The 25,509-nt window shown below is 73.2% G+C and carries 25 protein-coding genes; 10 read left to right on the forward strand and 15 right to left on the reverse strand.

Annotation, left to right across the window (positions count from 1 at the left end):
- Positions 1-73 precede the first annotated feature (73 nt).
- Both Ade02nite_RS40125 and Ade02nite_RS40130 read left to right on the forward strand, forming a co-directional pair.
- Complete coding sequence (locus Ade02nite_RS40125) at positions 74-1,042, forward strand: ATP-binding cassette domain-containing protein (protein ID WP_203775450.1); 969 nt, start codon at positions 74-76, stop codon at positions 1,040-1,042.
- Positions 1,039-1,875, forward strand: coding sequence for an ABC transporter permease (locus tag Ade02nite_RS40130; RefSeq protein WP_203775452.1), 837 nt, complete (start codon positions 1,039-1,041; stop codon positions 1,873-1,875). The genes Ade02nite_RS40125 and Ade02nite_RS40130 overlap by 4 nt, the downstream gene beginning before the upstream one ends.
- Before the next feature lie 215 nt (positions 1,876-2,090).
- Here the strand turns inward: Ade02nite_RS40130 and Ade02nite_RS40135 are convergent, their stop codons facing one another.
- Both Ade02nite_RS40135 and Ade02nite_RS40140 read right to left on the reverse strand, forming a co-directional pair.
- The gene (locus Ade02nite_RS40135) at positions 2,091-2,546 is read right to left on the reverse strand and encodes a hypothetical protein (protein WP_203775454.1); all 456 of its coding nucleotides are present in this window, start codon (positions 2,544-2,546) and stop codon (positions 2,091-2,093) included.
- 555 nt (positions 2,547-3,101) lie between these two features.
- Complete coding sequence (locus tag Ade02nite_RS40140; protein WP_203775456.1) at positions 3,102-3,491, reverse strand: nuclear transport factor 2 family protein; 390 nt, start codon at positions 3,489-3,491, stop codon at positions 3,102-3,104.
- A gap of 46 nt (positions 3,492-3,537) precedes the next feature.
- Between Ade02nite_RS40140 and Ade02nite_RS40145 the strand changes: the two genes are divergently transcribed.
- Positions 3,538-4,134 carry a TetR/AcrR family transcriptional regulator gene (locus Ade02nite_RS40145; RefSeq protein WP_203775458.1) on the forward strand — a complete coding sequence of 199 codons (597 nt, stop codon included), beginning with the start codon at positions 3,538-3,540 and terminating at the stop codon, positions 4,132-4,134.
- 21 nt (positions 4,135-4,155) lie between these two features.
- Here the strand turns inward: Ade02nite_RS40145 and Ade02nite_RS40150 are convergent, their stop codons facing one another.
- The 6 genes from Ade02nite_RS40150 to Ade02nite_RS40175 all read right to left on the reverse strand — a co-directional run bounded on the left by Ade02nite_RS40150 (position 4,156) and on the right by Ade02nite_RS40175 (position 12,566).
- Positions 4,156-4,752 (reverse strand): RICIN domain-containing protein, encoded by a 597-nt coding sequence (locus Ade02nite_RS40150; protein WP_203775460.1) that lies wholly within the window; start codon positions 4,750-4,752, stop codon positions 4,156-4,158.
- 53 nt (positions 4,753-4,805) lie between these two features.
- Positions 4,806-8,705, reverse strand: a complete 3,900-nt coding sequence (locus Ade02nite_RS40155) for an nSTAND1 domain-containing NTPase (RefSeq protein ID WP_203775462.1) — start codon at positions 8,703-8,705, stop codon at positions 4,806-4,808.
- A 100-nt stretch (positions 8,706-8,805) separates the two neighbouring features.
- Positions 8,806-9,564, reverse strand: a complete 759-nt coding sequence (locus tag Ade02nite_RS40160) for a heme ABC transporter ATP-binding protein (RefSeq protein ID WP_203775464.1) — start codon at positions 9,562-9,564, stop codon at positions 8,806-8,808.
- A gap of 37 nt (positions 9,565-9,601) precedes the next feature.
- Positions 9,602-10,681: a FecCD family ABC transporter permease gene (locus Ade02nite_RS40165; protein ID WP_239169395.1), complete on the reverse strand. Its 1,080-nt coding sequence runs from the start codon at positions 10,679-10,681 to the stop codon at positions 9,602-9,604.
- Positions 10,682-10,695: 14 nt separating this feature from the next.
- Positions 10,696-11,715, reverse strand: a complete 1,020-nt coding sequence (locus tag Ade02nite_RS40170; RefSeq protein WP_239169396.1) for a heme/hemin ABC transporter substrate-binding protein — start codon at positions 11,713-11,715, stop codon at positions 10,696-10,698.
- The gene (locus Ade02nite_RS40175) at positions 11,712-12,566 is read right to left on the reverse strand and encodes a hypothetical protein (RefSeq protein WP_203775469.1); all 855 of its coding nucleotides are present in this window, start codon (positions 12,564-12,566) and stop codon (positions 11,712-11,714) included. The genes Ade02nite_RS40170 and Ade02nite_RS40175 overlap by 4 nt, the downstream gene beginning before the upstream one ends.
- Before the next feature lie 117 nt (positions 12,567-12,683).
- Between Ade02nite_RS40175 and Ade02nite_RS40180 the strand changes: the two genes are divergently transcribed.
- The 3 genes from Ade02nite_RS40180 (at position 12,684) to Ade02nite_RS40190 (ending at position 15,541) form a co-directional block, all read left to right on the forward strand.
- A complete protein-coding gene (locus Ade02nite_RS40180; protein ID WP_203775471.1) occupies positions 12,684-13,832 on the forward strand; it encodes an HtaA domain-containing protein in 1,149 nt (382 codons plus the stop codon).
- Positions 13,833-13,910: 78 nt separating this feature from the next.
- Positions 13,911-14,891, forward strand: coding sequence for a WxL protein peptidoglycan domain-containing protein (locus tag Ade02nite_RS40185; RefSeq protein ID WP_203775473.1), 981 nt, complete (start codon positions 13,911-13,913; stop codon positions 14,889-14,891).
- Entirely contained in the window at positions 14,888-15,541 is a 654-nt protein-coding gene (locus Ade02nite_RS40190) for a biliverdin-producing heme oxygenase (RefSeq protein WP_203775475.1), read from the forward strand. Before Ade02nite_RS40185 ends, Ade02nite_RS40190 begins: the two co-directional genes overlap by 4 nt.
- Positions 15,542-15,547: 6 nt before the next feature.
- Here Ade02nite_RS40190 and Ade02nite_RS40195 read toward each other — a convergent pair whose 3' ends face one another.
- Positions 15,548-15,919 carry a hypothetical protein gene (locus tag Ade02nite_RS40195; protein WP_203775477.1) on the reverse strand — a complete coding sequence of 124 codons (372 nt, stop codon included), beginning with the start codon at positions 15,917-15,919 and terminating at the stop codon, positions 15,548-15,550.
- A gap of 166 nt (positions 15,920-16,085) precedes the next feature.
- On the opposite strand from Ade02nite_RS40195, the gene Ade02nite_RS40200 reads away from it, so the two are divergent.
- On the forward strand, positions 16,086-16,406 hold the full coding sequence (locus Ade02nite_RS40200; protein ID WP_203775479.1) for an ArsR/SmtB family transcription factor: 321 nt from the start codon (positions 16,086-16,088) through the stop codon (positions 16,404-16,406).
- Here the strand turns inward: Ade02nite_RS40200 and Ade02nite_RS40205 are convergent.
- Complete coding sequence (locus tag Ade02nite_RS40205; protein WP_203775482.1) at positions 16,390-17,814, reverse strand: class I SAM-dependent methyltransferase; 1,425 nt, start codon at positions 17,812-17,814, stop codon at positions 16,390-16,392. The genes Ade02nite_RS40200 and Ade02nite_RS40205 overlap by 17 nt on opposite strands.
- 173 nt (positions 17,815-17,987) lie before the next feature.
- On the opposite strand from Ade02nite_RS40205, the gene Ade02nite_RS40210 reads away from it, so the two are divergent.
- Positions 17,988-18,206, forward strand: coding sequence for a hypothetical protein (locus Ade02nite_RS40210; RefSeq protein ID WP_203775484.1), 219 nt, complete (start codon positions 17,988-17,990; stop codon positions 18,204-18,206).
- Positions 18,207-18,208: 2 nt separating this feature from the next.
- On the forward strand, positions 18,209-19,072 hold the full coding sequence (locus tag Ade02nite_RS40215; protein WP_203775485.1) for an NADP-dependent oxidoreductase: 864 nt from the start codon (positions 18,209-18,211) through the stop codon (positions 19,070-19,072).
- Here Ade02nite_RS40215 and Ade02nite_RS40220 read toward each other — a convergent pair.
- The 5 genes from Ade02nite_RS40220 to Ade02nite_RS40240 form a co-directional block, all read right to left on the reverse strand.
- Positions 19,067-19,816: an SDR family NAD(P)-dependent oxidoreductase gene (locus Ade02nite_RS40220; RefSeq protein WP_203775487.1), complete on the reverse strand. Its 750-nt coding sequence runs from the start codon at positions 19,814-19,816 to the stop codon at positions 19,067-19,069. The genes Ade02nite_RS40215 and Ade02nite_RS40220 overlap by 6 nt on opposite strands.
- 73 nt (positions 19,817-19,889) lie before the next feature.
- Entirely contained in the window at positions 19,890-20,891 is a 1,002-nt protein-coding gene (locus Ade02nite_RS40225; RefSeq protein ID WP_203775489.1) for a zinc-dependent alcohol dehydrogenase, read from the reverse strand.
- Positions 20,891-21,742 carry a fumarylacetoacetate hydrolase family protein gene (locus Ade02nite_RS40230; protein WP_438871012.1) on the reverse strand — a complete coding sequence of 284 codons (852 nt, stop codon included), beginning with the start codon at positions 21,740-21,742 and terminating at the stop codon, positions 20,891-20,893. The genes Ade02nite_RS40225 and Ade02nite_RS40230 overlap by 1 nt, the downstream gene beginning before the upstream one ends.
- Positions 21,743-21,764: 22 nt before the next feature.
- Complete coding sequence (locus tag Ade02nite_RS40235; protein WP_203775493.1) at positions 21,765-22,589, reverse strand: SMP-30/gluconolactonase/LRE family protein; 825 nt, start codon at positions 22,587-22,589, stop codon at positions 21,765-21,767.
- On the reverse strand, positions 22,586-23,353 hold the full coding sequence (locus Ade02nite_RS40240; protein WP_203775495.1) for an IclR family transcriptional regulator: 768 nt from the start codon (positions 23,351-23,353) through the stop codon (positions 22,586-22,588). Before Ade02nite_RS40240 ends, Ade02nite_RS40235 begins: the two co-directional genes overlap by 4 nt.
- Before the next feature lie 79 nt (positions 23,354-23,432).
- Here Ade02nite_RS40240 and Ade02nite_RS40245 point away from each other — a divergent pair, with 79 nt between their 5' ends.
- Positions 23,433-25,487 (forward strand): dihydroxy-acid dehydratase domain-containing protein, encoded by a 2,055-nt coding sequence (locus Ade02nite_RS40245; protein WP_203775497.1) that lies wholly within the window; start codon positions 23,433-23,435, stop codon positions 25,485-25,487.
- Positions 25,488-25,509 lie beyond the last annotated feature (22 nt).

Raw genomic sequence — 25,509 nt, forward strand, 5'->3', positions numbered from 1 at the left:
CCTTGATGTGAAGATACGCCTCCTGGCGGCAACGGGAGCGAAAAATGTCACACCCCTGGGGCACCATGGCGGCATGAACCCACCGGCGATCGAAACCAACGGTCTGGTCAAGACCTTCGGCGACAACCGCGCGGTCGACGGCGTCGACCTGACCGTCCCCTCGGGCACGGTCTACGGCCTCCTCGGGCCCAACGGAGCAGGCAAGACCACGGTGGTGCGCATGCTGGCGACGCTGTTGCGCCCCGACGGCGGCGCGGCGCGGGTGTTCGGCCACGACGTGCTCCGCGAGGCCGACGCCGTCCGCAGCCGGGTGAGCCTCACCGGGCAGTACGCGTCCGTCGACGAAGACCTGACCGGCACCGAGAACCTGGTCCTGCTGGGCCGGCTGCTCGGCCACGGCAAGCGGGCGGCGCGCGACCGGGCCGCCCAGCTGCTCGCCGCGTTCGGGCTGACCGACGCGGCCGACCGTCAGATCAAGAAATACTCGGGCGGCATGCGCCGGCGCATCGACATCGCCGCGAGCATCCTCAACACGCCCGATCTGCTCTTCCTCGACGAGCCCACGACCGGGCTCGACCCGCGCAGCCGCAACCAGGTGTGGGACATCATCCGCATCGTCGTGGCCAGCGGCACCACCGTGCTGCTCACGACGCAATACCTCGACGAGGCCGACCAGCTGGCCGGCCGCATCGCGGTGATCGACCACGGCCGCGTGATCGCGGAGGGCACGCCGGGCGAGCTCAAGTCGTCGATCGGCGCGGGCACGGTCCACGTGCGGCTGCGCGACGCCGCCCAGCGGCCGGCCGCCGAGCGGGTGCTGGCCGAGGAGCTGGGCACGACGGTGCAGCTCGAGGCCGACCCCGTGGCGCTGACCGCGCGGGCCGACGGCTCGTCGCGGGGCGCCGCCGAGCAGGCCTCCCGGGCGCTGGCCCGGCTCGCCGAGGCCGGCATCGTCGTCGACGACTTCTCGCTCGGCCAGCCCAGCCTCGACGAGGTGTTCCTCGCCCTGACCGCGTCGACCTCCCAGGCGGTGCCCGCATGACCACGACGTCCGCGCAGACCTACACCCCGTCCACCGACACCCTCAGCGCCGTGCTGTCCCGCGGCGCCGCGCCGGCCCGCCCGAGCGCCTGGTCGGCGTCGCTGACGTTCGGCTGGCGGGCCGTGCTCAAGATCAAGCACGTCCCCGAGCAGCTGTTCGACGTCACCGCGTTCCCGATCATCATGACGCTGATGTTCACCTACCTGTTCGGCGGCGCGCTGGCCGGCTCCACCAGGGAGTACCTCCAGTTCTTCCTCCCCGGCATCATGGTCACCAGCGTCGTCATGATCACGATGTACACGGGCGTCGGCCTCAACACCGACATCGAGAAGGGCGTCTTCGACCGCTTCCGCACCCTGCCCGTCTGGCGCCCCGCCGCCCTGGTCGGCATGATCTTCGGCGACGTCCTGCGCTACATCCTCGCCGCCACCACCATCATGGTCGTCGGCCTGATCCTCGGCTTCCGCCCCGACGGCGGCGTCATGGGCATCGTGGGCGGCATAGCCCTGCTGGTCGTCTTCTCGTTCGCCTTCTCCTGGATCTGGACCATGTTCGGCCTGCTCCTGCGCTCCGAAAAATCGGTCATGGGCGTGAGCATGCTCGTCCTGTTCCCGCTCACCTTCCTGAGCAACGTCTTCGTCGAGCCCTCCACCATGCCCGGCTGGCTCCAGGCCTTCGTCGAGGTCAACCCCATCACCCACCTGGTCACCGCGATCCGCTCCATCATGTCCGGCACCCCGGACATGCCCGAGATCATGTGGACCTTCATCGCCAGCGGCGCCCTGGTCCTCATCTTCGGAACCCTGACCATGCGCCTCTACAACCGCAAATGACCGACGGGCACCCACTCGACATGTCGTCGGGTGGGCGGCCCGCCTCTGCGGCCGGCCGCCCTGCCCGCACTGCTACCAGCGGAGCGACGGCATGGCCGCGGCCTCGGCCGGCGCGACCACTGGTCCGGCCGGTTCGTCGATCTCGCCCGGCGGGCGGCCGGCCTGATGATCGAGGCTCGGCACGCGCAGGGTGCCGGCGCCGCCTTGTCCCAGGCTTACCAGCTGTCCTCGTGCTTGCTCGTCCCTCTCGGCCGCGACGACCTGGCCCTGATCGGTGCCGAGCGGGCCATGGCCGCCGCGGCGTCCGGCTCCGACGAACTCCAATGGGACGCCGCGCACGGCACCTTTGCGCGGGTGCTGATGAACCAGGCCCGCAACGACGAGGCCGGCGGGTCGCGCAGCGCGTCGCCGAACGCATCGAGCCCCGCCTGAGTGCCGCCACGCCGCAGCAGCTCACCGTCCGGGGCGGCATGCTGCTCTGGGCCCTCGCCGCTGCCCGCGCCGCTGCCCGCGCCGCTGCCCGCGCCGCTGCCCGCGCCGCTGCCCGCGCCGCTGCCCGCGCCGTCGCCCGCGCCGTCGCCCGCGCCGTCGCCCGCGCCGCCGCCCGCGGCGACTACCTGACGCCGACCCGTGCCGGCCCGGCTCGGATGGCCGGCGACCGTCTCGACCATGCCCTCAACTTCGGCCCGACGCAGGTTGTCATCCAGGAGACCTACGCCCCGGTGACCTTGGACCGGCCGGAGCGGGCACCCGCGGCCGCCGGTCGGGTGCGGCCCGATGGCTCCAACCGATCTCCCAGGGACGCCACCTCCTCGACGTGGCGCAGGCCCAGGCGCCGACGCCGTGGACACCCTGGTCGCCAAGACGTTGGCCCCGACGTGGCTCCGCCATCAGGTCTGCGCGCGAAGCCTGGTTGCCGACGTGTGCGAGCGCCGCGCCCGCTTGACCGGGCCGATGCGCGAGCTGGTCCGCGCCCTTGAGGTGCGCTGAAGAGGACAGAGCGTCCCCTCTGCCGTGTCGAGATGCCGCAGCGGGGTTCTCGCGTCCCTGCCGCCCTACGTTTCGTCACCAGGAGCGGCGGTCCGGACCCGGGGGCAGTCAGGGCGCCTGCGAGGTCCCACCCGCACTCCCGATGGGTCTCGCGCTCTACGTCGACGCGCGGCGCGGCGATTCCTCCCACGATCTCGCCACCGTCGGCGCCCTCGGTGCGGGGCTCTACCGGCGGTTCACGGGGTGGCTTCCGCGGTGTCGGGCAGGGTGCGGGTGAGCATGGTGGCCCGGCGGAGGCGGCCGTCGGGGGTGAAGTGGCCGAAGAAGGTGACCTCGATGGCGAAGGCGCGGCCGCGGTCCTCGACGTGCATCGTGTAGTGGGCGGCCAGCCGGTCGCCGTCGGCCAGGGCCTCGTGGACGTCGATGCGGGCGCGGGGCCGGCGTTTGCGGATGGGGCGGCTGTGGGCGATCAGCTTCGCGCGATCCATGCGGTGGCCGTCGGCGATCTGGACGACGTCGGGTGTGTGGTAGCGGTCGACGACCGCGGCGGGGTCCTCGTCGGCGTGCATCAGGTCGCGGCCGAAACCCGTGACGAAATCGAGAATGAACTGGCGCGGATCCTCCATGGGGTCCCCGCGATCATTAACTCTTACAGCGTGTAAGATATCGACGATGCAGGGGGAAGCGCAAGGAGCGCGGCGCCGGCGGGCGGACGCCGAGCGGAGCAGGGCGTCCATCCTGGACGCGGCGACGGAGCTGCTCGGGGCCGATCCGGAGTGCAGCGTCGAGGCGATCGCGGCGGCGGCCGGGGTGACGCGGCAGACGGTCTACGCGCACTTCTCGTCGCGGGAGCAGTTGATGGGTGCCGTGCTCGCGCGGGTCACCGAGGCGGCCGTCGCGGCGATGGAGGCCGTCGACCTCGACTCGGGTTCGGCGACCGAGGCACTGCTGCGCCTGCTCGACGCGAGCGCTCAGATCATGGCTCGGCACGGCCGGATCTTCCATGCGGCCGGCGCGGCGGCGGTCTCCCCCGAAGAAGACCGCCGCCAGCACCTTCCCGTCGTCGCCCGGCTCGAGCGGGTGATCACCCGAGGGCAGGCGGCGGGGGAGTTCGACGACCAGCTCTCACCTGGCTGGTTCGCCGTCGTCGTCATCCAGCTGGGTCACGCCGCCGGCGCCGAGGTCGACGCCGGCGCCATGACCCGGGACGATGCCGCTACCGCCCTGCGCACCAGCGTGCTGCGGGTGCTGAACGCCCCGGCACGCTGATCCCCCGTGCGCGGGCCACCGTCAGTAGGTGTTCCACTGCTGCGAGCGGCTGGGCGCGCTGCTCGTGGCGCAGTCCCAGACCACCAGGTGCTGGCCGGTCACCCACCGCTCGTAGTGGATGTCGAGGCAGCGGCCGGCGGCCAGGTTCTTGAGCTGCTTCCAGTTGCCGATGCTGCCGCCCTGGGACTGGCGCCGCCACAGCTGGTTGTTGGTGCCGGTGCAGGTGTACTGGTAGACGAGGTTCCCGTTCGCGTTGGGCGTGTCCTCGGACTTGTCCAGGCAGAGCTGCGACTTCAGGTTGCGGAACTGGAGGTAGTCGGTGCCCGCCAGGTTGCAGATGCGGCTCTGCCACTGCTGGTTGACCGCGTACGGGTCGAACCTCGCGACGATCGCCTGCGCCTTGAGCGCGGTGGACGCGCCGTTGACGCCCATCACCATGCGGTCGGCGACCCCGGTCGGCGGGTCGACCGTGTGGTCCATGACGCTGTAGAAGGTGTACGAAGTCGGCCATCGGTCGCAGACCGGCGCTCGCCGGGCCGCCGAGGCCGGCGTCGAGGCCAGCCCGAGCAGGACCGCGGCGATCGTCATCGCCCCGAGAAGCCGTACGAGTGTTTTCATCTTTCCCCCGTTCGTCGTGTGCCGGCCCTCAGCGAACCCGGCGGCGACGTTGTTCAGTAGCCCCGCGGCGGGCTAAACAACCGGGCCGGTACGACGAAGGCGTCCCGTTCCGAGGGGGTGAGGTCGCGGGTGAGCAGGTCACCCGCCCGGGCGCGCACCTCGGCGATCGGGCCGCAGACGCCGCACTGCCAGATCCGGACAGTGCTGTCGCCGTGCGCGGTGATCAGCCGGCCGTCGGGGGTGAACCGCACCTGTTCCACCGTCGCGCCGTGGCCCCGCACGGTGACCAGTTCCCGGCCCGTGGCGACTTCCCAGATCCGTACGCCGTCGGCGTCCTGCCCGCTGGTGGCGAGCAGCCGGCCGTCCGGGCTGAAGGCCGAGCTCCAGACGGCGTCGCGGTGCCCGGAGAGCGAGACCGGTGGCCCCTGCCCGTCGCCGCGCCAGATCCGTACGGCCCCGTCCTGACCGGTGACGGCGAGGCGCTCGCCGTCCGGGCTGAACGCGACCGTCCAGACCTGCCGGCCGGGTGGCTGGTCCTGCACCACCGCCGGGGTGCCGGTGCCGTCCGCCCGCCAGATCCGCACGGTGCCGTCGGCGCCCGCGCTCGCGACGCGCTGCCCGTCCGGGGCGAACGCGACGCCCCGCACGCTGCCCTCGTGTCCGCGCAGCGTCACGGGCGAGCCACCGGCAAGAGGCCAGACGTGGACGGTGCCGTCCCGGCCGGCGCTGGCCAGCCGCTGCCCGTCCGGGCTGAAGTCCACCCCGAAGACGGCGTCGGTGTGGCCGCGCAGCACTGCCCTTTCGGCGCCGGTGGCCGTGTCCCAGACCCGCACGGTGCGGTCCCGCCCGCCGCTCGCCGCCCAGCGGCCGTCCGCGCTGACCGCGACCGCCAGCACCTCGTCCTCGTTGCCGCGCAGCAGCACCGGGCCGTCGCGCCACGGATGCCGCCAGACGCGCACGATCGCGTCGACGCCGCCACTGGCGATCAGCCGCCCGCCGGCGCCGGTGGCCACCGACCACACCTCGCCGCGGTGCCCGCGCAGCACGAGCGGGCTCGCGGCCACCTCCGGGTCCCAGAACCGCAGGGTGCCGTCGGTGCTCGCGCTGGCCAGCCGCCGGCCGTCCGGGCTGAACGCGACGCTCCACACCGCCCCGTCGTGCCCGCGCATCACCACCGGATCCTGCTCGCCGGTCGTGCTCCACACCCGGACGGTGTTGCTGCCGCTGTGGCTGCTGGCGACGCGGCGGCCGTCGGGACTGAACGCCACCGATTCGACGTACGAGTCGTTGCCCTGCAAGATCACCGGCTCGCCCGGGCCGGCCACGGGCCAGACGCGCACCGTGCCGTCGCTGCCGGCGCTGGCCAGCTGCCGGCCGTCCGGGCTGAACGCGACGTCCTTGACCGTCCACTCGTGGCCGCGCAGGACCGTCGGCGTGCCCCGGCCGGTCGCGTCCCAGAGGTGGATGGTCTCGGTGCCGCCGGCGGCGATCCGCGTGCCGTCCGGGCTGAAGGCGACGCCGAGCGCGGGGCTGCCCGTCGTCAGCACCACCGGGGGACGGCCGCCGGCGGAGTCCCAGACGCGGACCGTGCCGTCGCCGCCGCCGCCGCCGCTCGCCACCCGCCGGCCGTCCGGGCTGAACGCGACGGCGTGCACCACGTCGCCGTGCCCGCGCAGCACCACCGGCGCGCCGCCGCTCAGCGGCCACACGGTGATCAGGCCGTCGGTGCCGCCCGCCGCGAGCAGCCGCCCGTCCGGGCTGAACCGGAGGCCGTTCACCGGCGCGTCGCCGTGCCGCAGGACGCGGGGCGCCGGGTGCAGCCCGTCCGGCTCGGCGCGCTGCCACAACCGGACCGTGCCGTCGTCGCCGGCGCTGGCCACCGTACGGCCGTCGGGTCCGAACGCCACCTCGAGCACCTGGCCCTGACCGGCGGGCACTGTCGCCCGTACCCGTGAGTCGGCCGTCGCCTGGCGCAACGCCGCCTGTGCCTCCACGGTGGGCCGGGTGTCGTACGCCTCCACGGCCAGCAGCAGCGCGAGCTCGTGGTCGACCTGCGACTGGGCGCGGGCGTTCGCCACCAGCAGGCTGGCCCGGGCCAGGTCACGCTGCTCGTTCGCCCGGTACGCCTGCACGCCCGCGACGGCGGCCAGCACGCTCGTCACCACCACCCCGGCCGCCAGGGCGGTCGACAGCAGCCGGGCGCGGCGCCGCCGGGCCGCCGACTCCCGGGCCTGCCGGTCGCGGCTGGCCGTCAGGAACGCGCGCTCCAGCTCGTTGAGGCCCCGCGTGTCGCGGCCGTCCCACGCGGCCAGCGGCGCGCCGCGATAGAGCGCGCCGGCGTCGTGGTCGTGCGACCGCCAGATCTGGCTGGCCTCGGTCAGCCGGCGGTGCAGCGTGAGCTCGTCCCGCCCGGCGTGCAGCCAGTCGCCGAGCCGGGGCCACGCGCCGATCAGCGCCTCGTGCGCGATCTCGACGGTGTCCGCGCCGAGCACCAGCAGGCGCGCGGCGGCCAGCTCGGCGAGCACCGCGTCGACGCCCGGCTGGTCCAGCTCGTCCCGGCGGACCCGGCGCCGGGTGTCCGGCACGCCCTCGCCCAAGGTCACCAGCCGGGTCAGCACCTGGCGGACCGTCTCCCGGTCGCGCGCGTCCAGCGCCTGGTAGACGGACTCCGCGGTCTGGGCGATCGCGCCGCTCATCCCGCCGGCGGCCTCGTAGCCGGCCACGGTCAGGACGTCGCCCCGGCGCTGCCGCCACGTCTCCAGCAGCGCGTGCGACACCAGCGGGAGGGCGCCCGGCTGCCCCTGCGCATCCGCCACGATCTTGGTCACCAGCGCCCGCTCGACGCTGGCGCCGGCGCGCCGGGCGGGTTCGGTGATGACCTCGCGCAGCTCGGTCTCGGTCAGCGGGCCGACCGGGACGTTCGCCCCGGCGAGCAGGGCGGCCAGGGGCACGGATTGGGCACATCGGGCGTAGAAGTCGGCGCGAACGCCGATCACGACGCGAACGCCGATCACGACGCGCGTCCGGGGGCCGGCGCCTGTCGCGGTGATCGGGGCCGCTGACCCGGCGTTCTGCGCGGTGATCGGGCCCGCTGGTGCGGCGCCTTCCGCGCCGTCCGGGGGCGCTGGTGCGGCGCATTCTGTGCCGTCCGGGGGCGCTGGTGCGGCGCTTTCTGTGCCGTCCGGGGGCGCTGGTGCGGCGCCTTCCGCGCCTTCCGGGGCCGCTGGTGGGGGGTGTTCCGCCGCGACCGGCGGCTCGGGTTCGGCGCTTTCCGGGGCGGCCAACGCGGCCAGCTCGGCGATGAAGCCGTCGCGCTCGGCCGGGTCGCGGCACAGCGTGAACAGCTCCTCGAACTGATCCACGACCAGCGCCGCGGCCGCGTCCCCGCCGTGCGACAGGGCGTCCCGCAACGCCTTCCGCGGCTCGGCGCCCGGCGTGATCAGCAGGACCCGGCCGCCGCGGAGAGCGGGGATCAGGCCGGCGCGCAGCAGCGAGGACTTCCCGCTGCCGGACGCGCCGAACACCGCCACGAACCGGTGCCGCTCCAGCATCTCCACCAGCTGATCGAGGATACGCCGCCGCCCGAAGAAGCGGTCCGCGTCGTCCACCCCGTATCCGAGCAGCCCGAGGTAGGGCGGCCGCTCGCCGCTCGCCGGGCCCGGACGGGCGCCGTTGCCCTGCGACGCCGCCCATTCGGCCGAGGCCTGCCGCCACCGCCGTTCCCAGACGGCCGGGTCGCCGCCGCACGCCCGGACGAACGCCAGGGTCACCGGCAGGCTCGGCAGGCGCCGGCCGCCGGCGGCGTTGGCCAGCGCCGCCATCGAATAGCCGGTGTCGGCGGCGAGCTTGCGGTATCCGGGGTTCCCGGCCCGCCTGCGCAGGTCGCGCAGCTCCGCCGCCAGCATCTGCACCGGGCCGGCGGCGGAGTCGAGCGCACGCTCGGGACGCGGCATCCCTCTCACATCCATCCACGTCGATCGGCTGACTCCGGTCAGCATCGCGCGTGACGGGCGGGGAGGGTAACGCCGAGTCGGATTCACGCCGCCGGCATTGCTACGGCCGGCGCGGCACCACCAGCGGTGTCCCGGTGCGCGGGTGGGGCAGCACCTCCACATCGTGCTGGTAGACCTCGGTGAGCAGCTCCTCGGTGAAGACCTCCGCCGGCCGTCCCTCGGCGCGCACCCGGCCGGCGGCCAGCACCGAGACGCGGTCGGCGTAGGCGGCGGCCAGCCCCAGGTCGTGCAGGACCACCACGACGGCCGCGCCCGCGCCGGCCCGTTCCCGGGCGACCATCAGCACCAGCTCCTGGTGGCGCAGGTCCAGGGCGGCGGTCGGCTCGTCCAGCAGCAGCAGCGGGGTGCGCTGGGCGAGCACCCGGGCCAGCGCCACCCGCGCCTGCTCGCCGCCGGACAGCGCCTGGAACGGGCGGGCCGCGAAGCCGGTCACCTCGGTGCGGCGCATCGCCTCGGCCACGGCCTCGTCGTCCTCCGCGGCCTCGGGCCGGCCGGCCCAGGGCGCGCGCCCCATCCGGACGACCTCGCCGGCCGTGAACGGGAACGACAGCGCCGACCGCTGCGGCAGCACCGCGCGTTCCCGGGCAAGGTCGGCCTTCTTGTACGAGCGGAGCTCGCGACCCGCGATCTCGATCCGTCCCGGGGTGGGCAGGTCACCCGCGAGCGCGGCGAGCAGCGTGGACTTGCCCGCGCCGTTCGGGCCGACGAGCGCCACCACCTCGCCCGGATCGGCGTGCAGATCGACGCCGTCGACCACCTTGCGGCCACCGAGCGTGACCTCGACACCGGACGCCCTCACCGGGCACCTCCATGGTCGCGACGCAAGGCGAGAGACATCATCCCCAGCCTCCCGCCTTCGACCGGGTGCGGCGCAGCAGCCAGAAGAACGCCGGCCCGCCCACCACCGCGGTCAGCACGCCCAGCGGCAGCTCCTGATAGTCGATGGCGGTGCGGGCGATGAGGTCGCCCAGCACGACCACCACCGCGCCGCCCAGGGCGCTCGCCGGGATCAGGACGCGGTGGCCGGGGCCGGCGACCATGCGGATGAGGTGGGGGACCACCAGGCCGACGAAGCTGATGATGCCCGTGAAGGCCACGGCCGACGCGGTCAGCAGGGCGGTGGCGACGATCGCGGTGACGCGCAGGCGCTCGGTGTCCACGCCCAGGTGCCGGGCGGGTGCCTCGCCGAGCGCGAGCAGGTCGAGGCGGCGGGCGCTGAACGCGGCCACCGCCAGGCCCACGGCGGCGCAGGGCGCGGCCACCGCGACGGCGCCCCAGGTGGCCTGGGCGAGGCTGCCGAGCTGCCAGAACGCGATCGCCCGGACGCCGTCGTCGTCGGTGAGGAACATCAGCAGGCCCAGCAGGGCACCGGCGGTGGCGTTGACGGCCACGCCGGTGAGCACGAGCGTGACCACCTCGGTGCGCCCGTTGGCGCGGCTCATTGCGTACACCATCATGGTGGTCAGGATGCCCCCGGCGAAGGCCGCGGCGGCGGTGGTCCAGATGCCGAAGACGGTGATGCCGCTGACGATCGACGCGGCGGCGCCGACCGCCGCGCCCGAGGAGACGCCGACGACGCCGGGCTCCGCCAGGGGGTTGCCGAAGACGCCCTGCATGAGGGCGCCGGCGCAGCCCAGCGACGCGCCGACCACCACGGCCAGCGTGACGCGGGGGAAGCGGACGAGCCAGAGCGCGTTCTCGCCCTGCGCGGCCGAGGGCAGCGGGCCGAGGTCTAGGCCGAGGCGATGCAGCAGGGAACCGGCCACCTCGGCGGGGGAGATGGGCACCTGACCGCGGCCCGCCGCCAGCAGGCTGACCGCGATCAGGGTGACAGTGAGCCCGCCGAGCAGGCCGATGCGGGCGGGACCGCGCAGGTGGGCGGGAATCCGGGACGGCCGTGCCGATTTCGGCGACACGGACGGGGGTGTGGTCAGCTGCACGGGCCGTAGACCGCCTTCGCGAGCGCCTCGACCGCCTTGCCGGTGCGGCCGCCGAAGTTCAGCAGCACGCCGTCGTCCATGTCGACGATGCGGCGGTTGACGCCGGCCGGGGTCTGCGCCACGCCGGGCAGCTTCAGCAGGCCGTCGACGCCGCCGACCGAGTTGAGGCCCTCGGTCATCACGAGGATCACGTCGGGCGCCGCGGTGATCAGGCCCTCGCTGGTGAGCGGGCGGAACTTCGACAGCCCCGCCGCCGAGCCCGCGTCCGTCGCGCCGATCGCCTCGATCATCGCGTCCGAGCCGGCGCCCTTGCCGCCGATCAGGAAGACGCCCGCGGTCCCGCGTACATAGAGGAATGCGATCTTCAGCTTCGTGCCGTCCGACGGTGCCGACCTCTTCGCGGCGTCGATCTCCTGCTGTACGCGGGTGACGAGGCGCTCGCCCGCCTCGGCCACCCCGAGCGCACCCGCCACCGCACGGATGTGCTCGGGCACCGCCGCCATGGTCTGCTGGTCGTCGATCATCACGATCGGGATGCCGGCCTTGCGGATCTGGTCGAGCGCCGTCGCCGGGCCGATGCTGTCGTCGGCGAGGATCACGGTCGGGTTGAGCTTGAGGATCGCCTCGGCGGACAGGTCGTGGCCCTGCGGTGTGACGAGCGGGAGCTTCGCGGCCGAGGGGAACGTCGTGGACGTGTCCCGGCCGACGACGTTCGTGCCGAGGCCGAGGCTGAAGACGAGCTCGCCCAGCGAGCCGTAGAGGTTGACGGCGAGGATGCGGTCGGCGCTCTTCACCGTCACCTTGCGGCCGTCCGCGGAGGTCACGGTCACCGGCAGCTTGGGGGTGGGCGCGGGGTCGAGCGGGGTCACGTCCTCGCTCGCGAGCTTCGCGGTCGCCACGCCGCAGCCGTTCGAGGCGGCGGCCGGCTCGGCGCCGACCTCGCTCACTGACGTGCAGCCGGTCAGCAGGAACGCCGCCAGGGCGGTGGCGGCGGTGGCACGGCGGATCACAGGTCCTCCTTGACGCCGCCGGCGGAGGGGCCGGCGGTGGGGGCGCCGGCGGAAGGGCCGGCGGTGGTGCGGGCGGTGGTGCGGCGGCGGAGCCGGCCGATCACCGCGGCGCCGAGCATGCCGGCGACGAACGCGCCGCCGATGGCCCACCAGTGGCCGAGCGGCGTCGCGGTGCTGGTGCGGTGGAGCGCGGGGGAGACGACGGTGTCCAGGGCGACGGCCGTCGGGGACATCGGCGGGGCGGCGGTGGCGAGCTGCACGCTGGGCGGCCCGGCGGGCGTCTTCGTGGTGCCGCCGGGCGCGGCGGCAGGGGAGCCGCCGGTGGCGCGGGGGGCCGGGGTTCGCGGAGTTGCCGGGGTGTCAGGCGCGGTCACCCCCGCGAAGCGCACGGCGACCCGTACATCTTGGGATCTGTCGTTGGTCCTGGTGTGGTCGTTGCGCGTGACGATCGCGCACGCCCGCACCACGCAGTCGACGTCGCCGATCATCTGGCTGACGGCGATTCGCGCGGTGAAGGACCCACCCTTGCCGTACGGCTTCGCGAGCCCTTCGCCGTACGAGGGCGGGTTGGAGGAGATCCAGGCCGAGGCGCCCGTGGAGCCCGACATGTCCGCGCCGCCGCCGCAGGGCGAGGGCAGCACCCCGGGCCCGTTGTCCACACAGAACGCGACGTATATGCCCTTGGTCACGTCGTAGCCGCTGCCCGTGACCGTCACCATCTCGCCGGCGCGCTTCAGTCCCTTGGTCTTGGAGACCGAGAGATGCTTCGCGGCCTGCGCCGGGGTGCCGATGCCGAACGTTGCGAGCAGGACCGAAGCGGTGGCCGCCACCGCTGCGCGGCCGATGCGCACGTTGCCTCCCCAAAAATCCGAACCGGAATTTGATCTTGCTTTTGATCATGAGTTTAGGTGAGGCTACCCTAACCACGCTCGCTGCTGCGGGCGCAACCTTCACGGAAGGAACTCCTCATGGGCACAACCCACGGCCCGCATCGGGTCGCGCTCTGGGCCGGTGCGATCACCGTCGGCGCGGCCGCCGCGCTGACCGCCACCGCCCCGGCCCTGGCCGCTCCGGTCCAGGTCGCCGGTGGCAGCCTCGACTGGGGCTTCAAGGCGTCGTTCCGCACGTACGTCTCGACCGGCAACGGCAACCCGCCGATCGCCACGAAGGACGGTGCGACGCGCAACTCCGACGGGACGTTCGACTTCCCGGTCACGAGCGGCACGTTCGACGCCGCCGCGGGCACGGCCGAGGTGAAGTACGGCGGCACCGTCGTCTTCTCGTACCCGGCCCACCTCTTCGAGATCACCGTCGCCAACCCCACGCTGGTCGTGGACGGTGACGGCACGGGCTCGCTGAAGGCCGACGTGGACCTCGAGGCCAACAACGGCACGACGGACCAGCACCTCGACCAGGCCGAGATCGCCACCCTGGTGACCACGGCGCCGACGGTCGACGGCAGCAGCATCTCGTTCTCGAACCTGGCGGCCACCCTCACCGCCAGTGGTGCGAGCGCCTTCGCCGGCTTCTACACCGCCGGCACCGCGCTCGACCCGGTGACGGCGTCGGCCTCCGCCTCGGCGACCGACCCGACCGACCCGACGGATCCGACCGACCCGGATCCGACCGGCCCGGGCACCGGCTCCGCGTCGCAGACGATCAAGGCGGCGGTCACCGGCGGCGCGCTGACGCTGACCTCGTCCGGCTCGCAGGTCGCGCTCTCCGCGGCCACCCCGGGCCAGACCGCCACCGGCAACCTCAACGCGGTGACGGTCAGCGACCTGCGCGGCACCAACTCGGGCTGGGACCTGGTCGGCCAGGTCACCGACTTCACGTCGGCGGCCGGCGGCAGCATCCCGGCGAACAATCTCGGCTGGACGCCGAGCGCGTCCGTGGCCACCAGCAGCCTCCAGTCGGCGGCCGGTGTGCGCAACGCGGTCACGCCGGGCAGCCCGGCCGCTCCGGGTTCGGGTCTCGGCGGCAGCAAGACCCTTTGCAAGGCCGAGACGGGGAGCAGCCTCGGCAGCTCCACCTGCGGCGCGGCGCTCGAGCTCGGCGTGCCCGAGTCGAGCGCGGCGGGCGAGTACAGCGCTGTGCTCACCCTGACGCTCGCCTGAGTCTCACTTCAGGGGAGGGGACCGGCCGGGGATACCGAAATTATCCCCGGCCGGCCGTCCCCCATCGTAAGGAGCAACATGATCGTCCGAAGCGTGCTGGCCGCGGTTCTTCTCCTGTTTCTCACCCCGGCGCCCGCTTCCGCGGCGGACGGGGTGCGGTGGTCGGTGCAGCCCTCCACCGCCAAGGGGCCGGACGGCCGCGACTACATCGTGCGGCGGGCCGCGCCCGGCGAGCGGCTCACCGACTACATCGGCATCACGAACCTGACCGCCAAGCCGCTCACCTTCAGCGTGTACGGCACGGACGCCTACACCACCGACGACGGCTCGTACGCGCTGATGGCGGCCGCGCAGAAGCCCACCGACGTGGGCTCGTGGATCGCCCTGGCCGCGAGCAAGTACACGGTGCCCGCGAACACCCGGCTCGACGTGCCGTTCTCGATCAGCGTGCCGGCGAACGCGACGCCCGGCGACCACGCCGGCGGGGTGGTCACCTCGATCGCCCAGGAGCAGACCGGCGCCGACGGCCAGAAGGTGCTCGTCGACCAGCGCGTGGCGGCCCGCGTCTACCTCACCGTCGCGGGGGCGGTCGCGCCCCGGCTGGCCATCGACAACGTGCGGCTGGAGTACGCGCAGTCGGCGAACCCGGCCGCCGGCGGCGAGATGACCGTGCGCTACCTCGTGCGCAACGCCGGCAACCTGCGCCTGAGCGGAACCGGCTCCGTCAAGATCACCGGCCCGTTCGGCTGGACGCTCGCAAAGACCGAGGCGATGGACATCCCGGAGCTGCTGCCCGGCGGCTCCATCACCATCACCGAGAAGATCACCGGCGTGCAGCCCACCGTGCGCCTCGCGGCCGACGTCGACGTGCGGCCGGTCTACTTCGCCGAGCAGCTCCCGGCGGTCGCCCGCAGCACCAGCGTGTGGGCGTGGCCGTGGGCCTTGATCGCCGTGGTCGGCATCGCCCTGCTGTACGTCGTCCTCCGGCTCGCCCGCCGTCGTGCGCGCCGCCGCCGAAGCCAGCCCACCCCACTGATCGCCAAGGACGTGACCCCATGAGCGACTTCGCCGCCCGCCTCCGGCGCGCCACGATGGTCGAGCACCGTGAGGCCGAGAACCGCAGCTTCATCTCGCGCCTGATGGCCGGCTCGGTGTCCCGCGAGGGTTTCGCTGCCCTCACCGCGCAGTACCTGCACATCTACCGCGAGCTCGAGGCGGCCGCCCTCGCCATGCACGCCGACGACCGCGGCCGCGCGTTCGCCGACCCGGCGCTGTTCCGGGTCAAGGCGCTCGAGGCCGACCTGGCCCACCTTTACGGCTCGCACTGGGAGACCGCCGTCGTGCCGGCCACGGCCACGCTGGCGTACGTCGACCGGTTACGGTCCTTCGCCCACACGTCGGCACCGCACTTCATCGCCCACCACTACGTGCGCTACCTGGGCGACCTGAGCGGCGGTCAGCTCGTCGGCAAGTCGGTCGCGCAGACGTACGCCCTCGGGCGCGCGGGCACGCGGTTCTACTCGTTCGACGGGATCGACGACGCGCGCACCTACAAGATCGCGTATCGGGCGCGGCTCGACGCGCTGCCCCTCACACCCGAGGAGGCGGAGACCGCCATCGCGGAGGCGCAGCTCGCCTTCCGCCTCAACGCGGCAGTCTTCTCCGAGCTCGGCACCGCATACCCGGAGGACGTCGTCTCCGCCGCATAGAGCTGTTCACACCTCCAGGGCCTGTTCGATCAGGCGCAAGCGGTGGCGGGCCATCGCGAGGTTGGCGCCCTCCCGCCGCAGCGCCAGATAGATGAACAGGCCCTGCCCGTTGCGCCCGGTCACCGGCCGCAGCAGGTGATATTGCGAGTCCAGCGTCACCAGGATGTCCTCGATGCGCTCGCGGATGCCGAGCATGTCCATGGTGCGCAGCTTGGCCCGCAGGACCTCGGTGTTGGCCGCGGCGGCCACGGTCACGTCGAGGTCCTTGCCGCCGCCGACCGTGCCGAGCGCCATGCCGCTGGTCTGGTCGACCACCGCGGCGGCGAGCGCGCCGCTCACCTGGAGCGCGTCCTTCAGTGCCACATCCATCTCTGCCATGTCCGGCCCTCCACAGTGTCGTCGCCTGCGGTGATGATGTCCGACGATTCCGTCGCCTCGTCGCACCCGCTGTCCGCTTGACTCCCGGCAAGGGCGGGACGCTCATCACGTACGGGATCGGGATTGCGGATTTTCGCAATGGGGCTCTTGCGGAGGTGGTGTGCGCGTGTCGGTGCCGCTGTACCAGGCGAAGGCCGAGATGTTCCGGGTGCTCGGGCATCCGGTCCGGATCCGGGTCCTCGAGCTGTTGCAGGACGGCCCGCGCCCGGTGCGCGACCTGCTCGCCGAGATCGACGTCGAGGCGTCCGGCCTGTCGCAGCACCTCGCCGTCCTCCGGCGCGCCGGCGTCGTGGTCACCTTCCGGGACAACGGCCTGGTGATGTACGCCTTGAGCACCACAGCGGTCGCCGACCTGCTCGCGGCCGGGCGCCGGATCCTGCGCGAGGTGCTGACCGATCGCGACGAGCTGCTCAAGCTCCTGTCTTGACGACGGTGAGGGTGCTGACCGGGGTGGGGTTGAGCAGGCTCATGGTGGTGCCCTTGTCACCCCAGGAGCCGTCGTTCCAGCGCGCCTCCCGCTCGGCGATCAGCCGGCCGTAGGTGGCCGTGGAGAGCCGGTCGAGCCGCAGGCTCCAGGCCACGCCGGTGCCTTCGGGCTTCGTCGACCCCAGATAGATCGTGTACGGGGCGGCGGCGCCGTCGATGATGTCGAGCTTGCCGTCGAGATAGCAGCGGCCGGCCACGCAGACGAGCAGCGCGACGACGGTGTCCCTGGAAGCGGCGTCGGCGGGCGAGACGGTGAAGCGGGCGTCGAAGGGGTAGGGGACCTTGCTGCCGTTGGCGGGGCTCACGATGCGGGTGGCTACGGTGGGCGCCTTGGTGGCGGGCGCCGTCGTTTCGGTGGCGGGCGCTGTGGTTTTGGTGGCCGGCGCTGTCGTTTTTCTGGGGGCCGCCTGCGCACGGGTGGTCTGGGGTGCGGTGCTCTGGGGCGCGCTGGTTTGCTGAGCGGTCGCCGGCTTTGTCGCCGCCGTGGTGGCTGCCGGCGCTTGGGTCTGCGCTTGCGCTTGGACCTCGACGCCCGCGGGGGTGGCGTCGTCCGGGCGCGCGAGCAGCACGGTGGCCGCGACGGTCGCGCCGACGGCGATGCCGGCCGCGGCGAAGATCCACGGCTTTCGGCTCGGGCGGTTGCTCGCGTCCGGTCCTTCGCCGCTTTCTGGGCCGGCGCCCTTTGGGCCGGCGCCCTTTGGACCGGCGCCCTTTGGACCGGCGCCCTTTGGACCGGCGCCCTTTGGGCCGGCGCCCTTTGGGCCGGCGCTCTTTGGGCCGGCGCCCTCGCCGGCCGGCCGAGCCGACGTGGGCAGCGGTGGAATCGGGCCCGGCGGCGGCGGAGCAGGGGCTGTCGCGACCGGCGGGGTGTCCGGGACGACGATCAGGGGCGTCGGGCTCTGCTGGGCCGAGCCCTCCCTCTCGGCGCCGGCCGGCTCGGCGTCGTCGAGGTAGGCGCGGGCCCGCTCGACCACCGAATGGTCCTCGCCCAGCGCGGCGGGGCCGTGCTCGGCCACCGTGGCGAAGTTGGTGCGCGCGACGTGCCGGTTGGCGAGCTGCTCGGCGACGGTGCCCAGGTCGTACGAGAGCATGACCGCGAGGGGATCCGCCGGGCTCAGCCGATGCCCCGCCGCCTGGGCTTCCTCGAGAAGGCGCCGCGCGCCCATGAGGTCTCCGCCCCGCGAGCGCAGCCCGGCCAGCTCACGCATCGCGGCCAGCATCCCCGGCTCGCCCTCGGCCAGCGCCGCCCGGTTGCCCTCGACGGCGCGTTCGAGCAGCTCGCGGGCGGCGTCGACGTCGCCCGCCTCGATCAGGGCGCGGGCCTGGGGCAGCATGTTGATCTCGAACACCCCGCCATGCTGCCCGCCGTCAGCCCGGGACGCCACCCCGCCCACCCTCGTGACCCCTTCCCGGCCGCACCCGCACGGCTGCCCGCCGCCGTGGGCGGGCGGTGACCCGCCGGCCTCGGCTTCCGCGCGTCGCCGGCATGACTGAGTGGAGGGTGACGCGTAGATTGCTGTGTATGGCTCAGGACTTTGCGGTGGTGCTGCGCGGCTACGACCGGGACGAGGTCGACCGGGTGACGGCGCTGGCCGAGACGGCGCTCGGCTCGGGCAACGAGGTGTCGCGGGCGGCGGCCCGGACGGCGGTCGGGGAGGCCCGGTTCACGGTGGTGCTCCGGGGCTACGACCGGGGCATGGTGGACGCCCACCTGCGCGGGCTGCTCGAAAGGCTGCGCTAGCCGTGCGCGCCGTGGAGGTCAGCGCGCTGGGCGGGCCCGAGGTCCTGCGGGTGGTGGAGCGGCCCGATCCGGTGCCGGGGGAGGGGCAGCTTCTCGTACGCGTGCGCGCCGCCACGGTCAATCCGGCGGACCTCGCGGCGCGCACGGGGCAGATCCCGGGTGGGCCGGTGCCGCCGCCGTTCCTGATCGGGTGGGACGTCGCCGGTGAGGTCGTCGGCGGCGACGCGGGCATTCCACTGGGGACGGACGTCGTGGGCCTGATCCCGTGGCATCTGAGCCGTGGAGCGATCGGCGCCTACGCGGAGTTGGTGGCAGTCGACGCCGGCTGGGTGGTGCCGCTGCCGGACGGGCTCGACCCGGTCGCGGCGGCGACGGTGCCCCTCAACGGGCTCACGGCGCACCGCGCCCTGGATCTCCTGGACGTGAAGACCCCGACCACCGTGCTGGTCACGGGCGCCAGCGGTGGTGTGGGCGGTTTCGCGGCGCAACTCGCGCTGCGGCGGGGTCACACCGTGCTCGCGTGCGCGACGCACGACGACGAGGAATGGGTGCGCGGGCTCGGCGTGCACAGCGTGATCCCGCGCGGCGCCGGGCTCGACCGGGCGGTGCCGGCCGTGCTCGACGCCGTACCGCTGGGCGGGATCAAGGGTGACGTGGTGGTCGCGACGCGGCCGCTGCCGGACCAGGACCACAAGCTCGTGCTCGTGGAACCGGACCGGGAGGCCCTGAGCGGCCTGGTCGCGGCCCTGGCCGACGGGACGCTGAGGACCCGGGTGAGCGAGACCTTCCCGCTCGAGGCGGCGGCCGAGGCGCACCGCCGCCTGGAGAGCGGTGGTGTCAGGGGAAAGCTGGTCCTGACCCTATGAGCGCGGGCGCAGCCGCAGGCCCTGCATGCCACCGTCGACGGCCAGGGCCACACCGGTGGTCGCGGAGGCCAGAGGGCTTGCCAGATAGGCGATCGCGGCCGCGATCTCGTCCGGCGTGACGAGCCGGCCGGTGGGCTGGCGGGCTTCCAGCGCCGCGCGTTCCGCCTCGGGATTGTCGGCCTTGGCGAGCAGGCGGCCGATCCAGGGCGTGTCGGCGGTGCCGGGGTTCACGCAGTTGACCCGGATGCCCTCGGCCAGGTGGTCGGCGGCCATCGCCAGCGTCAGCGACTGCACGGCACCCTTCGTCGCCGAGTAGAGCGCGCGCTGCGGCAGGCCGGCCGTTGCGGCGATCGAGCAGACGTTGACGATCGCGGCGTGCGACGAGCGGCGCAGATGAGGCAGGGCGGCCCTGCTCGTCCGGACCATGCCCTGGACGTTGACGTCGAAGACGTGCGCCCATTCCGCGTCGTCGTTGTCCTCGACGGTGCCCTGCGCCCCGATGCCGGCGTTGTTGACGACGATGTCGATGCCGCCGAGCTCCGCCGCCGCCTCCTGGATCGCCGACCGCACCGAGGCGTCGTCGGTCACGTCGGCCCGCAAGCCCAGCAACGGCTTCTCCACGGACGGGTCGAGGTCGAGGCAGGCGACCCGCGCGCCCCGGTCGGCCAGCAGCAGGGCGGTGGCCAGGCCGATGCCGGACGCTCCGCCGGTCACCACCGCTGTCAATCCCTCGAAGTCGGACATGTGCTCGCCTTTCACCGTGGGGAAACCGCCTCTACCGTCGCGGGCCTGTTCTTCGCTGTTGGGGAGCCGCTTCTCACCGTCGCGGGTCCACAAGTACCTTGGGGCCGCCGTCGTAGGTCCGGCGTCCCTCGAACACGTCGACGATCTCCTCGAGGCCCACCGTGGCCGCGACCAGCGGGCGCGGGTCCACGTCGCCCGCGGCGTACGCCTCGATGGCCCCCGGCAGCCCGGCGGACGCGCCGAGGATGCCCACCGCGGTGACGTCGCGGAGCACGAGCGACCGGGTGTCGATGGTGCTCGGCGTGGAGGACAATCCGATGTAGACGATGCGACGCCCGGGCTCGATCAGGTCGAGCGCCAGGGCCGGCGACGAGGCGGCGTGGGTCGCGTCGATGACACCGTCCCAGGGCAGCGCGGGCAGCGTCTCGCGGGTCCAGACGTCCTCGAAACCCAGCTCGCGCGCCCACGGCAGCCCGGCGGGCAGCCCCAGCAGGTGCACCTCGGCGCCGCGGGCCCGCCCGAAGAGGGCGGCCAGCAACCCGATCGTGCCCGTGCCCAGCACGAGCAGCCGGTCGCCCGCCTCGACGCCGGCGGCCGTGACGCTGCGCAGCGCGTTGCCACCCGGCTCCACCATGGCGCCGGCTTCTATGCCGACACTCTCCGGAAGTGAATGAAGATATTCGGCCGGGTAGGCGAGCTGTTCGGCCAAGGCACCGGGCAGGCCGCGGATGCCGAGCTCGCGCAGCGACTCGCACACCCAGTGGCGGCCGCGCGCACACCGCCGGCAGTGCCCGCAACCGATCATCGTGTCGCCGGTGACCCGCCGGCCCAGCCACGACGGGTCGACCCCGTCGCCGAGCGCGGACACCACCCCGCACCATTCGTGCCCGGGCCGGATCGGATAGGACGACTCGCCGGACTCCAGGTAGCTCATCGCCCCGGTGAACAGCTCGACATCGGTCCCGCAGACGCCGACCCGGTCGACGTCGATGACGACCTGGCCGGGTTCCGCGACCGGCGGCGGCACCTCCTCGACCGAGGCCTTGCCGGGCCCGGTGAAGACGAGCGCTCGCATCAGCGGGGGCCGACCACGTTCTGCCGCGCGCTGCCGAGCCGGGCGATGCCGAGCTCCATGACGTCGCCGGCCCGGAGCCACACCGGCGGCTTCAGGCCGAGCCCGACGCCGGGCGGCGTGCCGGTGTTGATGAGGTCGCCGGGCTCCAGCACGAGGAACTGGCTCAGGTAGTGCACGATGAAGAACGGGTCGAAGATCATCGTCTTGGTGTTGCCGGTCTGCCGCCGGACGCCGTTGACGTCGAGCCACATGTCCAGGTCGCGCACGTCCGCGATCTCGTCCGGCGTGGCCAGCCATGGCCCGGCCGGGTTGAACGTCTCGGCCGACTTGCCCTTCACCCACTGGCCGCCGCGCTCCATCTGGAACTCGCGCTCGGAGACGTCGTTCACCAGCACGTAGCCGGCGATGGCGTCGCGCGCCTGCTCGGCGGAGTCCAGATAGGACGTCCGCGAGCCGATGACGATGCCGAGCTCCACCTCCCAGTCGGTCTTCGTGGACCCGCGCGGGATGCGGACGTCGTCGTTCGGCCCGACGAGCGTGTTCGGCGACTTGGTGAACAGGATCGGCTCGCTCGGCACGGCCTGGCCGGTCTCGGCGGCGTGGTCGCTGTAGTTGAGGCCGATGCAGAGGATCTGGTGCGGCCGGGCGATGGGCGCGCCGACCCGTACGTCGCCGAAGGGCAGCACATCACCCGTGGCGATCCGCTCGGCGACCGGCTCGGCGAGGCGGGCGATGCCGCCCGAGCCGAAGAACCGCTCGTCGAAGTCGGCGGTCAGGTCGGACACGTCGACGTAGTGGCCCTCGTCGGCGCGGACGACCGGCTTCTCGGCGCCGGGAGCGCCGATACGCATGAGTTGCACGGGCTTCTTCTTTCTAGTGATGCCAGTACGGCGTGTGCAGGCCGACGGCGCCGACCCGCACGGTGAACAACGGGCCTTCGGCGGCCGTGACGACCAGGACGTCGAGGTTGGGCCCGGCGAAGGCGCAGCTGGTGGTCTTCGGGGCGGGCACGGCCACGGTGGCGAGCAGCTCGCCGCGCGGCGTGAGGCAGCGGACCTCGCCGCGCTCGTGCACGGCGATCCAGAGGTTGCCGTCGGTGTCGACGCACAGGCCGTCGGGAAGGCCGTCGGTGACGCGGAACAGCTCGTGGCGCGCGCCGCCGGGGTAGTCGCGCACCCAGACCACGCCGGGAATCGAGTCGATGCTGTAGAGCCGGTCGCCCGAGGGGCTCCACGCCAGCCCGTTCGACAGGGTGAGGTCGTCGTCGAGCACCGTGGTCTCGCGGCCGTCCCAGCGCAGCAGCCGCTCCTGGCCGGTGCGGTCGTCGAGCGCCATGCTGCCGGCCAGGAAGCGCCCCTGGGGGTCCACGGCGCCGTCGTTGAGCCGGCTGCCCTGCTCGTGGACCAGCTGCGCGACTACGTCACGGCTGCCGTCACCTCGTACGTGAATAAGGTTGTGCCGGGTGGCGACGAGCAGCTCACCGTCGCGCGAGACGGCGACCGCGCAGGCCAGGTCGTCGAAGTGCCAGGTCTCCATGACACGGATCGCGTCGGTGCGCCGGTCGAGCCGCCCCGCACAGACCAGGCCGCCCTCGATGTCGACCCACAGGAGGCGGTTGCGGTCGCGGTCCCAGAGCGGTCCCTCGCCCAAGGCGTACGTCTGGGAGCACGCCGGCCGGGCCTCGAAGCGAGCCGTCACGACGGGTCCTCGACGATCGCCCGGATCACGGGCACGTCCGCGATCAGCCGCTCCAGCGGTGTGCGGTAGGCGAGAGCGCTGACGCTGATCGCACCACTCGGTGCCGACGGTGAATTGAGATATACAGGCACGGCGAGGCAGTTCACGCCCGCCTCGTTCTCCTGGTTGTCGGTGCCGAAACCCCGCTGGCGGGTGCGCTCCAGCTCGGCGTGCAGCTCCCCGGCGGTCCCGATGGAGGTCGGCGTGGGGGTGGTCAGCGCGATGTCGCCGATCCAGTCGCGCACCTGCTGCTCGCTGCGCAGAATGAAGGACAGCAGCAGCTTGCCGACGGCGGTGGTGTGCGCGGCGTTGCGGCCGCCGACGACCGACGAGAGACGGACGGCGCCCGTGGGCGGGTCGAGCTTCGAGCGGTAGACGACCCAGCGGCCGTCGAGCGTCGCGTAGTGGGCCGTCTCGCCGTACCGCTCGCTGAGCGCCCGGAGCACGGGCAGCACGCGCACGTGATCGGGGCGCGCCTCGTGGTGGGCGAAGGCGAGGCGCAGGAACTCGTCGCCGAGCACGTAGCGGCCGTGCCCGTCCTGGGCGGCGAAACCGGCCCGGCGCAGCGAGGCGAGCGCGCGATGCACCGTCGGCTTGGGGCTGGCCATGACGCGCGCCATCTCGTCGAGGCCGACGCCCTCGGCGTGGCGGGCGAGCTCGGCCAGGACCGCGAGCACCCGGTCGGCGCCGACCAGCCGTACCTCGGCGTCCTGCGTCTCGGTCATGTTCCGGATGTTAGACCGATGTTCCGCCAATGTGAAAGGGGTCTTCTGTATTGGTGACGATGAGGGTTAGAGTCCGGCCATGCGAAGCGCTGAGTGGTACGGCGGTGACGACCGGAACAGCTATATTCATCGCGCCTGGATGCGGCGGGGACTGCCGTCGGACGCCTTCGACGGGCGGCCACACATCGCGATCGCGAACACGGCGTCCGATCTGACCCCCTGCAACGCCCACCTCAACGAGGTCGCGCGCAGCGTCTCGGACGGCATCTATCAGGCGGGTGGCATCCCGCTGAACCTGCCGGTCGTGTCGCTGGGGGAGACGCAGGTGCGGCCCACGGCGATGCTGTGGCGCAACATGGCGGCGATGGCGATCGAGGAGATGCTGCGCGCCAACCCGATCGACGGTGTCGTGCTGCTCGGCGGGTGCGACAAGACGATCCCGTCGCTGCTGATGGCGGCGTCGTCGGTGGACCTGCCGGCCGTTGTCGTGCCGGGCGGGCCGATGCTGACGGGCACCTTCCGCGGCGTACCGCTGGGATGCGGGACGGACGTGTGGAAGCTGTCGGAGGAGGTCCGCGCGGGCACGCTGAGCGCGGCGGAGTTCACCCGCTCCGAGTCGTCGATGATCCGCAGCCGCGGCCACTGCAACACGATGGGCACGGCGTCGACGATGGGCCTGCTGGCGGAGGTGCTCGGCATGACACTGCCCGGCATCGCGGGCACGCCGGCGCCGGACAGCCGCCTGCTGGAGATGTCCCACGAGACCGGCGTGCTGATCGTCGAGATGGTGCAGAAGGAACGGCGGCCGTCGCAGGTCATGACCCGTGCCTCCTTCGTCAACGCGATCGTGGCCCTGGCGGCGCTCGGCGGCTCGACGAACGCGGTGGTGCACCTCCTGGCCATCGCGGGCCGGCTGGGCGTGCCGCTGACCCTGGACGACTTCGACCGGGTCGGCGCCGACGTGCCGCTGCTGGTCGACCTCCAGCCGGCGGGCCGCTTCCTGATGGAGGACTTCTTCCGCGCGGGCGGCCTGCACGCGGTGCTGGCCGAGGTCCGAGACCTGCTCGACCCGGCGGGGCTGACGGTCACGGGGCGGCCGCTCGTTGAATACCTCTATTCAGCGGTGGGCGACGAGCGAGCGGTCGTGGTCGAGGATCGCGCCGATCTGGTGGAGTCGCCTTCCGTTCCTTCTTCCTCTCCTGCCTCCGCGTCGTCCTCGTCCTCCGCGGCCGTCCCTTCCTCGTCGTCTACGGACGTGGCTTCCTCCGCTCCTGTGGTTTCCCCTCCGGATGCGGCGTCTTCGTCGGAGTCTCGGTCCGCACTCGGGGGAGACGGGTCAGCTTTGATACAAGACGGCGGCTCGGGGGTCGTGGGTGGTGGCCCGGCGGTCGTGGGCGGTGGCTCAACCGGTGCGGGTGGCGGTTCGGCAGGCGTGGGTGGCGGCTCGGCCTCGTTGGGCGGACATTCGGCGGTTGTCTATGACCGTGAGGTGATCCGGGCGCGGGCGGAGCCGTTGCAGGAGGCGGCGGGCATCGCGGTGCTGTATGGGAATTTGGCGCCGGACGGAGCGGTCATCAAGCCGGCGGCGGCGTCGCCCGCGCTGTTGCGGCACCGGGGACCGGCGGTGGTGTTCGACTCCGTCGAGGACCTGCACGCCCGGCTCGACGACCCCGCGCTGGAGGTGACGCCCGACTCCGTGCTGGTGCTGCGCGGCTGCGGCCCGAAGGGCTACCCCGGCATGCCCGAGGTGGCGAACATGCCGCTGCCGGCGAAGCTGCTCGAGCAAGGCGTCCGCGACATGGTCCGCATCTGTGACGGCCGGATGAGCGGCACCGCCTACGGCACCGTCGTGCTGCACGTGGCCCCGGAGGCCGCCGCGGGCGGCCCGCTGGCCCTGGTACGCACCGGTGACATGATCGTCCTGGACGTCCCGGCCCGGCGGCTGTATGTGGACATCCCCGACGCGGAACTGCTGGCCCGCACACCCTCCCCAGCGACTGTAGAAGCTTATGCTTCGCCACGCCGCGGCTGGGAGAAGCTGTACGTCGACACCGTCGGCCAGGCCAACACCGGCGCGGACCTGGACTTCCTGATCGGCTCCAGCGGCGACAAGGTCTCCCGTGAGTCGCACTGAGCCGCCCACCCACTCCCTGACC

Origin of the sequence: Paractinoplanes deccanensis (assembly GCF_016862115.1) — a bacterium.
Taxonomy (GTDB): domain Bacteria; phylum Actinomycetota; class Actinomycetes; order Mycobacteriales; family Micromonosporaceae; genus Actinoplanes; species Actinoplanes deccanensis.

Bases quoted from the DNA above. Each gene is read 5' to 3' on its own strand.
- Ade02nite_RS40125 (WP_203775450.1), top strand. From the start codon at position 74: ATGAACCCACCGGCGATCGAAACCAACGGTCTGGTCAAGACCTTCGGC.
- Ade02nite_RS40130 (WP_203775452.1), top strand. From the start codon at position 1,039: ATGACCACGACGTCCGCGCAGACCTACACCCCGTCCACCGACACCCTC.
- Ade02nite_RS40135 (WP_203775454.1), bottom strand. From the start codon at position 2,546: ATGGTCGAGACGGTCGCCGGCCATCCGAGCCGGGCCGGCACGGGTCGG.
- Ade02nite_RS40140 (WP_203775456.1), bottom strand. From the start codon at position 3,491: ATGGAGGATCCGCGCCAGTTCATTCTCGATTTCGTCACGGGTTTCGGC.
- Ade02nite_RS40145 (WP_203775458.1), top strand. From the start codon at position 3,538: ATGCAGGGGGAAGCGCAAGGAGCGCGGCGCCGGCGGGCGGACGCCGAG.
- Ade02nite_RS40150 (WP_203775460.1), bottom strand. From the start codon at position 4,752: ATGAAAACACTCGTACGGCTTCTCGGGGCGATGACGATCGCCGCGGTC.
- Ade02nite_RS40155 (WP_203775462.1), bottom strand. From the start codon at position 8,705: ATGCCGCGTCCCGAGCGTGCGCTCGACTCCGCCGCCGGCCCGGTGCAG.
- Ade02nite_RS40180 (WP_203775471.1), top strand. From the start codon at position 12,684: ATGGGCACAACCCACGGCCCGCATCGGGTCGCGCTCTGGGCCGGTGCG.
- Ade02nite_RS40185 (WP_203775473.1), top strand. From the start codon at position 13,911: ATGATCGTCCGAAGCGTGCTGGCCGCGGTTCTTCTCCTGTTTCTCACC.
- Ade02nite_RS40190 (WP_203775475.1), top strand. From the start codon at position 14,888: ATGAGCGACTTCGCCGCCCGCCTCCGGCGCGCCACGATGGTCGAGCAC.
- Ade02nite_RS40195 (WP_203775477.1), bottom strand. From the start codon at position 15,919: ATGGCAGAGATGGATGTGGCACTGAAGGACGCGCTCCAGGTGAGCGGC.
- Ade02nite_RS40210 (WP_203775484.1), top strand. From the start codon at position 17,988: ATGGCTCAGGACTTTGCGGTGGTGCTGCGCGGCTACGACCGGGACGAG.
- Ade02nite_RS40220 (WP_203775487.1), bottom strand. From the start codon at position 19,816: ATGTCCGACTTCGAGGGATTGACAGCGGTGGTGACCGGCGGAGCGTCC.
- Ade02nite_RS40225 (WP_203775489.1), bottom strand. From the start codon at position 20,891: ATGCGAGCGCTCGTCTTCACCGGGCCCGGCAAGGCCTCGGTCGAGGAG.
- Ade02nite_RS40230 (WP_438871012.1), bottom strand. From the start codon at position 21,742: ATGCGTATCGGCGCTCCCGGCGCCGAGAAGCCGGTCGTCCGCGCCGAC.
- Ade02nite_RS40240 (WP_203775495.1), bottom strand. From the start codon at position 23,353: ATGACCGAGACGCAGGACGCCGAGGTACGGCTGGTCGGCGCCGACCGG.
- Ade02nite_RS40245 (WP_203775497.1), top strand. From the start codon at position 23,433: ATGCGAAGCGCTGAGTGGTACGGCGGTGACGACCGGAACAGCTATATT.